We start from the raw sequence: 10,743 nt of genomic DNA, 5'->3' as shown, positions 1-10,743 counted from the left end.
TTATTCTGCGCAATAGCAAGGTTTTTTTCCAAAGGTGTATGTTAAGGTAACACCTGAAAAAACATACCAGTCATTATTATTTAAATTTCCAAACTTTAAAATGTTTGAACTACTTGTATTAGGGTTACTTCCGTCGATATTGTCTGTAAAAGTATAACGTACTCCTGTTTCAAGTCCCAAAACGAAACGCGGTGTTATGTTCGATTTTATACCTAATATAAAAGGTATAGCAAGAGAGCTTGAATGTTCAGAATAAATTTCATTCGGACTTGCAGTATACCTATATAAGTTGTCGAAGATAAAGAAATTTAATCCCGAATATACATAAGGTGTAATTTTTGTGTGATAATCGTGCAGATTGAAATCAAAAAAGTTAAACTCTAATCCCGCAGAAAGCTCTTTTATATTGTTGTCAAAACGATATCCTCTTTGGTTTCTTCCTGTTTCTTCCGATTTATAATCATTTCCAGAAACTTCTGATTGTGTATAAGAAAATCTCCATGAATGTCTTGGGCTTCTGTTCCATTTATAAAGAACACCAAAAGCTATTTTTTCTGGAGCGATATAAGTTGTTTTGCCAACATCGCCAACAAAGTTGCTTCCACCAAGAAAAACACCAAGCTCATTGATCTGAGCATTTAGTGTAATAAGGGGGAAAAAACATAACAATAAATTAAAAATTTTCTTCATTTAATTCAAAATTGCGTGCAAATATAATAATTATCAATACGAATCAAAGTTCCTTTAGTTAAATGTGCTTCTTTTTCAATTTACGTTATGATTTTGAGCCATTTAATGATGATTCACTATATGCAGAACGAGAAAATGTGGCATTATCGTATAGTAGAGAATTAGAAAAGAGTTTAATTTCTTTTATCCTCTCCCCAGAGTAATTTGTTTCTTAAGGTTTTTAAGAAAGTTTCACCTGGAATTTCGACCATTTTAATTTTATAATCTGTTTTTTTTATTTTTAAAATAGACTCGTTTTTTACCGAAGAAATTCTCGAATCTAAAGAAACCAAATATTGGTCTTCTCTTCCTGTAACTCTTAAGGTGATTTCAGTATCATCCGGAATTACAAGTGGTCTGGCGGTTAAGTTATGAGGAGCTATAGGCGTAATTACAAGACTTTTTACATCTGGAGTTAATATTGGTCCGCCACAGCTTAAGGAATATCCTGTAGAACCGGTTGGAGTAGAGATGATTAGTCCGTCTGCCCAGTATGAGTTTAAATATTCATTGTTTAAATAAGTCTCCACTGTAATCATCGAAGTAGTGTCTTTTCTACTTACGGTAACTTCATTCATAGCAAAATTAAGTTCCTCAAAAGCTTCGTTTTGGGGTTCAGCCGTTAAACCTAATAAGGTACGTTCTGAAGTGGTGTAGTTTTGATCGATAACATATTGCAATAAAATATCGATGTTCTCTTTTTGTACTTTGGCAAGAAAACCTAATCTTCCAGCATTTATACCTAATAAAGGAACACCAGAATTACGAACAAATGCTGCTGCTCTTAAAATAGTACCGTCACCACCAATACTAATAAGCATTTCAAAGCTATTATCTAAAGCAGTGCTTGGAGAAAAAGTTTTGTATTCTTTTTTTACAAGCTGTTTTTCATAAAGCATTTTTAGGAAATTTTCTTCAATGACCATTTCAACATTGTTGGAATTGAAGAACATGAAAATGTCTTTTATAATAGGTTCTGTGCTATTTTGATAATATTGTCCGTAAATGGCTATTTTCATTCTTTGTTAAATTAGAGAATTTGGCAATGTGTCAGTTAGATAATTGGGAAATGTGAAAATTATCTAATTAACTAATTTTCTCATTGGCACATTCATAACTTATATGTTGAGATATTTGTCTAAATAATCGGAGCGTTCTTTTAGGCTGTTAATATAGGTATCTTCTTGATGTTCTGAAATAATCTCGTAACCGTATCTTCTATAAGTCTGAATAATTTCATTGATGGCTCCTAAACCTATTTTAATAGTAATTTGAACGTTTTCTAAGTCGCCATCAGATACAAAACATCCTAAGACTTTGCCATTATTGCTTTCTACAATCTGAGTTACCTCGCTCATAGAATAATCTAAAAGCCCTTTTTGAACAATAATAATGCCTCCTGGTTCTTTTAAAAATGGTGTTTCCTGAAAGAATTTCATGATGTCTTCCATTTCGTAATAGCCAATGTAAGCGTTATTTTCGTCAAGAATTGGAAGTATATTGGTGTGGTTTTTAGCGAAAACTTCTAGAACATCCAGCCAAATCATCGACTTTCTGGCAAAAAAACGTTCTAAAGTATATTTGTAATCAATCGCTTTTTTATCGGTATCAAATGTTTCTACGTCTTCAGAAGAAATACTTCCGATAAAAACCCCATCTTCTAGAATTGGAAAATGAGAAAAATTTACATCAATAAAAAAGTCCTGAATCGATGCTATCGTTTCCTGACTATCAATTGCTCTGAAATCGTTGGTGATATAGTTTGTAATTTCTGTCATAAATCATTGAAGATATTTGATGCAAAATAATCAAAAAATACCGAAAACTGCTGCGTTTTACTTTGTATTTTTGTCGTAACAAATATAGTGTTACTAGAATTAATTATCTATTTATATGACAAAGTTAAGTGTAAATATCAATAAAATTGCAACGCTTCGAAATGCAAGAGGCGGAAATGTTCCGGATTTATTAAAAGTTGCTGTAGATATTCAGCGTTTTGGAGGACAGGGAATTACAATTCATCCGCGTCCAGATGAGCGCCATATCCGCTATCAGGATGCACGAGATTTGAAAGCAATTATTACAACAGAATATAATATTGAAGGAAATCCGCAGCATAATTTTATTGATTTGGTTTTAGAATGCAAGCCAGATCAGGTCACATTGGTTCCAGATGCAATTGGGGCAATTACGTCTTCAGCTGGCTGGGACACTATTAAAAATCAGGAATATTTGGCAGAAGTGATTCAGGAGTTCCAAAGAAACGGAATCAGAACTTCCATTTTTGTTGATCCAGTTTTAGAAATGATCGAAGGTGCAAAAAAAACAGGAACAGACAGAATTGAATTGTACACAGAAGCTTTTGCACACCAATATGATTTGGGAAACAAAAACGGAATAGATCCTTATATAAAAGCAGCCGTATTAGCAAACGAATTAGGTTTAGGAATCAATGCTGGACATGATTTGAGCTTAGAGAATATTCAATTTTTCAAACAAAATATTCCTGGATTATTGGAAGTTTCAATTGGACACGCCTTGATTTCAGAAGCACTTTATCTTGGATTGGATAATGTGGTAAATATGTATTTGAATAAATTGAAATAAGAATAAAATTAAAACAATTATAACCTGATGTAATTGGGTTATAATTGTTTATTTTCGCACTTTTCTTATTAAAATTTAAGTGTCGAAATCTGCTATTCTCTTTTTTTTATTCTGTTTTTCTAACATTTTTGCCCAGTCAGATGTAAGGATAACAGGAACGATAATATCTTCTGATAACCAAAAGCTCGCTGGAGCAAATATCTCTTTTGAGATTAATAAAAAACAGTTTTATGCAGTTGCTGATAGCTTAGGAAGCTTCTCGGAGATTATTTCTTCGGGAAATTTGATGATCAGAGTTAATCATTTAGATTTTTTACCAAAAACAATTTACTGTAATGTCATAAAAGACACCGTAATTTCCATTGTTTTGGAAAAAGATGCTGCACAGTTAAAGGAAGTAATTGTTTCAAATGACAAGAAAAGCGGGATCAAAACTTTATCTGCAGGAAAGCTTTCTCTTAATTTGAAAGAATTAAATGCTGTACCAACAGTTTTAGGAACTACAGATGTTATCAAATTACTACAATTGATGCCGGGAGTTCAAAATTCAGGAGATGCAAATGGGTATTTGTATGTTCGTGGAGGCGATCCTGGACATAATGCAATTCTGTATAATGAAGCGCCCATTTATGGAATGTCTCATTTGTTAGGAATCTTCCCTTTTTACAATACAGACCATATTAAAGATGTTGAATTTGATAAATCAAGTTCGAACCCAAAATACGGTGGACGTTTAAGTTCTACTACACTTTTAAATACAAATAAAAAAGTACCGTCGGAATTTTCTATTCAGGGGAATGCGGGTATTTTGGCTTCACAGTTAACTTTGTCGGTTCCGCTTACAGATAAAACGGGATTATATGTTTCTGGAAGAAAAACATATATTGATGAAGTTATGGGGCCGTTATTAAAATCAGGTTCGAACAACGACGTCCAAAATATGAAATATGGTTTTTCTGATGCAAATTTTACTTTTTTATCTCAGATTTCTAAGAAAAATTTATTTTCATTAAATGCCTTTGTAAGTGGAGACGAACTCAAAATAAATGATAGGAATCTGGCATTGAAAACCAATTTAAAGTGGAGCAATTTTACTGTTTCTCCATCTTTAAATACTATCTTTTCTCCTAAAATAAGTATGTCGAATTCTTTTTACTTTAGTCAATATTCAAATGAATTAAATATGGAGCAGGCAACAATTGAATTTGGAGTTTCTTCGTATGTGAAAGATTTTGGTTTTACAAATGCTGTCAAATTTTCGATTAAAAACATTCCCTTTGAGTCTGGATTACAATACGTTTATCATGATTTACAGCCTCAAAAAGTCAATGTAGAAAATCTGACTACAGTCGATAATTATTCGCAAAGAACAATTTCTGCAAATGAAGCAGCAGTTTTTGTGAGTGCCAATCCTAAATTATTTGAAAAAGTTACGGCTGATTTGGGGCTTAGAATGAATTATTATACTTCGGGATCGAATTCTTATTTGCATTTTCAGCCTCGCATGGTTTTGAATTATTATGCAAATGAGAATTATTCGTTTTATGCTTCTTACAACAAGCAATATCAGTATTTAAGTTTAATCACGACTTCAAGCGTTGGTATTCCGACTGATTTTTGGATTGCCAGTTCTGACGGAATAAAACCGCAATCTTCTAATGAATTTTCTATAGGTTCAAACCAAAATATTACTAGAAATTTCTCATCTTCTTTTGGAGGGTTTTATCGTTCGATGAAAAATCTGCTTGAATATCCGTATGGAATAACACAGTTTAATGAAATCACAACGCTTAAAAATGATTTATATGTTGGAAAAGGAAAAGCTTACGGATTTGAAGTGATGCTGAAAAAGAGCAGCGGAAAATTTAGCGGCTGGCTGAGTTATACTTTAAGCTGGTCTGATCGCAATTTTGATGAACTCAACAACGGGAAAACGTATTTCGCAAAATATGACAGAAGACATAATCTTTCTGTAGTTGGAATGTACGATTTAAATGCAAAATGGAATTTTGGTATAACTCAAATATTTGGTTCTGGAAATCGATTCACAATGCCGACTTCTTGGTATTTCATCAATAACAATCCGGTAAAAGAATATTCAGGATATAATAATGCACAGATGCCAAATTATATTAGAACAGATCTTTCTGCAAATTACTATTTCGTGAAAACTTCGAAGAAAGAAAGTGCATTAAATTTTTCGATCTACAATACATTTAACATCTCAAATCCTATTTATGTGGTTTTAGATGTAGAAGTAAATGAAAACAAGGACAAAGTTGTCGTAAAACAAGAAGAGAAAGTATTGTACAGAATTCTTCCTTCTGTAAGTTGGAAATTTAAATTTTAAGGAATATGAAAAAGTATCTATTGTTTCTTTTCGGTTTAACGATAATGAGCTGTTCTAATGATAATTTTAGCGAGCAAAAAAAACTAGAGTCTAAAATAGTGGTCGAAGGCTGGATTGAAGAAGGTGATTTTGCAAATGTTTTATTGTCGAGCAGTATTCCGGTTACAAATGTTATTGATTCTACAAATGTTTTAAATCATGTAATCAGATCTGCGAAAATTACAGTTTCAGATGGTGTAAATTCAGAAGTTCTAAGAGTAAAAAATGATAAAAATAGAATTCCGCCTTTTGTGTATTTTGGATCGACACTAATGGGCGAAGCAGGTAAACAATATTCTATTAAAATTGAATATCTCGATCGCGTTATCGAAGCGGTAACTTTGATTCCGAAATCAGTGCCTTTAAAAAGTGCCGAATATGTAAAGAAGAATGCAACCGATACAACGGGTTATGTTTTTGTGAAATTCGACGATCCTGTAAATGAAAAAAACTATTATCAAATAGCTACAAAGATTGATGGTGAAGAACCGATTTTTGTTCCTTCTTTTTATGGTAATTTAGATGATAAAAATTTCGAAAGTCCTTCGGTTTCTGTGCAGATAAACAGAGGTGTTTTATTGTTTCCAAAAACAAAGTTTACGCCTTATTTCGCTGATGGAGATTTGATTTATGTCAAATTGAGAACCCAAACTAAAGAAGTATTAGATTTCTGGAACAGTTGGCAGAACGAAATTGTAAACAGCAAAAATCCGATTTATCCATCCAACACCAGTTTAAAATCCAATATAAAAGGAGGAATTGGCATTTGGGCAGGATATGGACAAAGTACAATAATTGTCAGAACGCCTCCAAAAAAATAAAGCCGATTTGAAATATATCAAATCGGCTTTAAGCTATAGTTTAAAAGCTGTTATTTCTTTTCGAAAGCAGCAATAAAATCTTCAAATTTAGCTTCAAATTTCTCAAATCCTTCAGAGAAATAAACGCTCATTTCTACTTCAGTATTGTCGTTGAATTTTAAGTAATAAGCGTCATAAAGATATGGTTGTGTAAAGGTTTCACCATTAGGATTCCAAAAGTTCCAATAGCTAGATTGTGCATTCCAAACGGGTAAATTAAATGTATACTCACCGTCTTTTTCTGAATGTTGAACAATGTCAGCAATTTTAGTTCCATCTTTTTTAGAAACTAAAATTAACTTCATGTTTTTGTTAAAGTTAGCAGCGTTTCCTTCTGAGATTTTTTTCTCGTATGCGTTTGAAGCCGTGTAATAAGCTTTAAAGTCTGCTTTAGGGTCGCTATAATCAGGAGATTTAGGACGGATGTTGGCTTTGTACAAGGCTTCTTTGTCAGCAGCTTCAGTAGCCAGATCCATGTCAGCAACAATAACAAAATTGTCCATTAATTTAAATAAACCGTTTGCTTTTCCTCTGTATTGAACAAGCTCATCATTATCTATTAATTTATCGATTTCAGCATTACTTCCAGCGCTAAAATCAATTAGATTTTTTCCGTTATAAGTAAGTACTGCTTTTGATGTGTTCTCAGTACCTTTTTTACCACTCATTTCCCAAGTATATCCATCGTTCAACGTCATTTTATAAGCAAACTCGTCCGGTGATTGATTTTTTGAAGAGTATTTTGCAGTTTGCGTAAAGGTTGCAGACTGTGTATTGTCGATAGTTAAAGTTGCATCTGAAGAAGATGGAAGGAAAATAGTATCATATACAGAAGCATTTCCATTGTAACCATCAAAAAAATCAACTTTTACATCTGAAGAAACTGCTTTTGAAGTAAACACAGCATTATTTGCTGTCTGAGATTCTTTTGCAGGGAAAACAAATTTTAATTCTGTAGTAGAAGCAGTTTTAACCCAAACTTTATTTGTATTATTCCAAGTATATACTCCATATACTCCAGAAATGTTTAAAATGTCTTCTACTTGATTACTGTTTTTTCCATTGAAAATATCAATGTGGTTAATGTCCAATAATCTTGATAAATTTTCTAATGCCTCAATAGCGCTTGAACTTTTTGTTTTGTCTAATTGCGTAAGCATGTCGTTAGCTTCAGCTTCCAATTTTGTTTTTTGCTGTGCAGGAGTAAGACTTGAGTAAGGCTTTTTTAGTAATTCAGCAATTTGCTCTTCAACTGTTTGTTCTGTTTCAGGTTTGTCGTTGCTGTCATCACTAGAACATGAAATCATAAGTTGAGAAGCAACCAATGATAACAAAATGAATTTTTTAATCATGATTTGTGGTATTTAATTAAATTAGTCGGTTAAATTTCCGGTGCGAAGGTAATTTCTTTAATTCTAAAAGCATTACGGGAAACCGTACTATTGTAAACTTTTTTTTATTAATTTTTTTTAATCAAAATGTACGGAGAATACATTCTGTTACAGATTAATAGATAAGTTTTTTACATTTGTAGTAGAATTTAAAAAGGAAAATTTAATGTTATACTCAAAAATAGAAGGCGAAGGAAAACCTTTTGTCATCATGCACGGATTTCTTGGAATGTCGGATAATTGGAAAACTTTAGCTGGTCAATATGTGGAGGCTGGATTTCAGGTTCATATTTTAGATTTAAGAAATCACGGACGCAGTTTCCATTCAGACGAATGGAGTTACGAAGCCATGGTTCAGGATGTTTACGAATACTGTCAAGCAAATAATTTAAATAGAATTGATATTCTTGGTCATTCCATGGGAGGAAAAGTAGCCATGCTTTTTGCAACAACACATCCAGAAATAGTAGATAAATTAATTGTGGCCGATATTGGGCCAAGATTTTACAAACAGCACCATCAGGAAATTTTAGCAGGATTAAATGCTGTCGACTTTTCGGTAAAACCAAGCCGAAATGATGTTGAAGAAATATTGTCGCAATATGTTCCGGATTTTGGGACACGTCAGTTTTTATTAAAAAACCTTTATTGGAAAGAACCTGGACAATTGGCTTTCCGATTTTATTTAAATGCCTTCAATAATAATTTGGATGCGATTGGAAAACCTCTTCCTGATGATTTGATTTTTAATAATCCGACTTTATTTATTCGAGGAGGAAATTCAGGTTATATTCAGGATTCCGATTTAGATGGAATTCGTCAACATTTTCCAAATTTAAAATTAGAAACCATTCCAAACGCTGGACATTGGTTACATGCTGAAAATCCAAAAATGTTCTTTGAATTGACAACCGAGTTTTTAAAAGAATAACCGAATTTGATAAAATTTTTAGTACTTTTAAATAAATTTAAAACCTGAATAATTATGAAATTATTACTTAGACTCCTTGTTACTGCTGCCCTTGTTTTGTTGTTGTCTAACATTTTGACCGGAGTGCATGTGGCGAGTTTCGGTACAGCTGTAATTGTTGCAGTAGTTTTAGGATTGCTGAATGTTTTTATAAAACCAATTTTGGTTGTTTTAACACTGCCAGTAACAGTTGTTACACTGGGTTTATTTTTGCTGGTCATCAATGCGGTAATTATTTTGTTGTCTACTAAGATTGTGGGCGGTTTTGTGGTCGATTCGTTCTGGACAGCATTAATTTTCAGTATTATTTTGTCTCTTCTTCAATCTATTACTTATAAAATACTGGGAGACGATAAATAATAACAAATACAGCAGATTAAAACTGCTTCAAATACAATAGATTAAAAACTTGGTTGGGTTGCAAAAATTTTATAATTTTGCAACCCAATTTTATTATGTAAATTAAAGAAGAAGATGGATATTAAAAGAGTAGCAATAGACGCTGTTAACGAGACAATTGTGATGAACGTTGTTCACATGGATTATAAAGGTCAAGTAGCAAAAAGAATTAACGAAAAAATGCCTTTAGCACAAGTAAAAGGATTTAGAAAAGGCGCTGTGCCTAAAGATCTTGTTGAAAAACAATACGGAAAAGCTATTAAGCAAGAAGAGATCAAAAAAGTAGTTGATTTGGCTTTAGAGCGTTATATTCAATCTGAAAGATTAAATCTTTTAGGAACTCCTCTTGCTAAAGTAAACGAAGATTTTAACTGGGATGCTGAAGAACTTACTTTTGAATACGAAATTGGTTTAGTGCCAAACTTCGAAATTGATCTTGAAGCTAAAAATAATATCGTAAAATATATCGTTACTGCTGACGATAAATTAATCGACGGACAAGTGGAGCGTATCCAAAAACAATTTGGAAAAGCAGTTCCTCAGGAAGTATCTGATGCAAAATCTGACTTAACTGGAACTTTCTCTAGCGAAGCAAACGGAATCAATAATACAACTACAATTGCTGTAGATGCATTCAGTAAAAAAGCTCAAAAACAATTCACAGGTAAAAAAGTTGGAGATGTTGTTACAGTAAGCACAAAAGGTTTATTCGAAGACGATCACCAATTAATGGATTACCTAAAAGTAGGTCACGAAGGTGTTCACGGTTTAGATGTTGAAGTAAACTTTACTATCGAAGCAATCAACGGTTCTGAGCCAGCTGAATTAAACCAAGAGTTATTCGACAAACTTTTTGGTGAAGGAAAAGTAGCTTCTTTAGAAGATTTAAAAGCTAAAATTAAAGAAGATGCTGAAGCACAATTCGCTCAGCAAGCTGACCAAAAATTATTATTAGACGTTCAAGATTTCTTGATCGAAAACACAAAATTCGATTTACCAGCAGAATTCCTTAAAAAATGGTTGCAAACTGTTGGAGAGAAAAAACTTTCTGCTGAAGAAGCTGAAGTGGAATACGCAAGATCTGAAAAAGGGTTACGTTTCCAATTGATCGAAGGAAAAGCAATGGCTCAAAGTAACATTCAAATTACATTTGAAGATTTGAAATCATTTACTTCAGGTGCGATCAGACAGCAAATGGCTCAATTTGGTCAAACAAACCCAACTGACGAAGAAGTAGAAGGAATCGTGGCTAGAGTTTTATCTAACCAGGAAGAAGTGAAAAGACTTTCTGAGCAGGTTGTAGCAGCTAAATTGTTAGATTTATTCAAAGAAAAAGCAAATCCAACGACTAAAGAGGTTACTTACGAAGAATTTATTGCTGCGTCTTACGGAGAATAA

General features: G+C 32.7%; 10 protein-coding genes. 6 read left to right on the top strand and 4 right to left on the bottom strand.

Annotated features, from left to right (window positions below; genetic code table 11):
- From porG to GSY47_RS17010, 3 genes are all read right to left on the bottom strand, one after another.
- Positions 1–690: a type IX secretion system protein PorG gene (porG, locus tag GSY47_RS17020; protein ID WP_179001555.1), complete on the bottom strand. Its 690-nt coding sequence runs from the start codon at positions 688–690 to the stop codon at positions 1–3.
- Between the two features lie 173 nt (positions 691–863).
- A complete protein-coding gene (locus GSY47_RS17015) occupies positions 864–1,748 on the bottom strand; it encodes an NAD kinase (protein WP_179001553.1) in 885 nt (294 codons plus the stop codon).
- A gap of 99 nt (positions 1,749–1,847) precedes the next feature.
- Complete coding sequence (locus GSY47_RS17010) at positions 1,848–2,507, bottom strand: CBS domain-containing protein (RefSeq protein WP_179001551.1); 660 nt, start codon at positions 2,505–2,507, stop codon at positions 1,848–1,850.
- A 115-nt stretch (positions 2,508–2,622) separates the two neighbouring features.
- Here GSY47_RS17010 and GSY47_RS17005 point away from each other — a divergent pair, with 115 nt between their 5' ends.
- From GSY47_RS17005 to GSY47_RS16995, 3 genes are all read left to right on the top strand, one after another.
- On the top strand, positions 2,623–3,336 hold the full coding sequence (locus GSY47_RS17005) for a pyridoxine 5'-phosphate synthase (RefSeq protein WP_179001549.1): 714 nt from the start codon (positions 2,623–2,625) through the stop codon (positions 3,334–3,336).
- Between the two features lie 79 nt (positions 3,337–3,415).
- Positions 3,416–5,686 carry a TonB-dependent receptor plug domain-containing protein gene (locus GSY47_RS17000; RefSeq protein ID WP_179001547.1) on the top strand — a complete coding sequence of 757 codons (2,271 nt, stop codon included), beginning with the start codon at positions 3,416–3,418 and terminating at the stop codon, positions 5,684–5,686.
- Between the two features lie 5 nt (positions 5,687–5,691).
- Positions 5,692–6,546: a DUF4249 domain-containing protein gene (locus tag GSY47_RS16995; protein ID WP_179001545.1), complete on the top strand. Its 855-nt coding sequence runs from the start codon at positions 5,692–5,694 to the stop codon at positions 6,544–6,546.
- A gap of 50 nt (positions 6,547–6,596) precedes the next feature.
- On the opposite strand, the gene GSY47_RS16990 is transcribed toward GSY47_RS16995, so the two are convergent.
- Positions 6,597–7,937, bottom strand: coding sequence for a hypothetical protein (locus GSY47_RS16990; RefSeq protein WP_179001543.1), 1,341 nt, complete (start codon positions 7,935–7,937; stop codon positions 6,597–6,599).
- 205 nt (positions 7,938–8,142) lie between these two features.
- Here GSY47_RS16990 and GSY47_RS16985 point away from each other — a divergent pair, with 205 nt between their 5' ends.
- From GSY47_RS16985 to GSY47_RS16975, 3 genes are all read left to right on the top strand, one after another.
- Positions 8,143–8,907: an alpha/beta fold hydrolase gene (locus GSY47_RS16985; RefSeq protein WP_179001541.1), complete on the top strand. Its 765-nt coding sequence runs from the start codon at positions 8,143–8,145 to the stop codon at positions 8,905–8,907.
- A 54-nt stretch (positions 8,908–8,961) separates the two neighbouring features.
- The gene (locus GSY47_RS16980; RefSeq protein WP_179001539.1) at positions 8,962–9,306 is read left to right on the top strand and encodes a phage holin family protein; all 345 of its coding nucleotides are present in this window, start codon (positions 8,962–8,964) and stop codon (positions 9,304–9,306) included.
- A gap of 114 nt (positions 9,307–9,420) precedes the next feature.
- Positions 9,421–10,743, top strand: a complete 1,323-nt coding sequence (locus GSY47_RS16975; RefSeq protein WP_179001537.1) for a trigger factor — start codon at positions 9,421–9,423, stop codon at positions 10,741–10,743.

Source organism: Flavobacterium quisquiliarum (assembly GCF_019308285.1).
Classification (GTDB): Bacteria; Bacteroidota; Bacteroidia; order Flavobacteriales; family Flavobacteriaceae; genus Flavobacterium; species Flavobacterium quisquiliarum.
The sequence above is the reverse complement of the archived record's forward strand: the minus strand, read 5'-3'. Positions and strand labels throughout refer to the sequence as shown.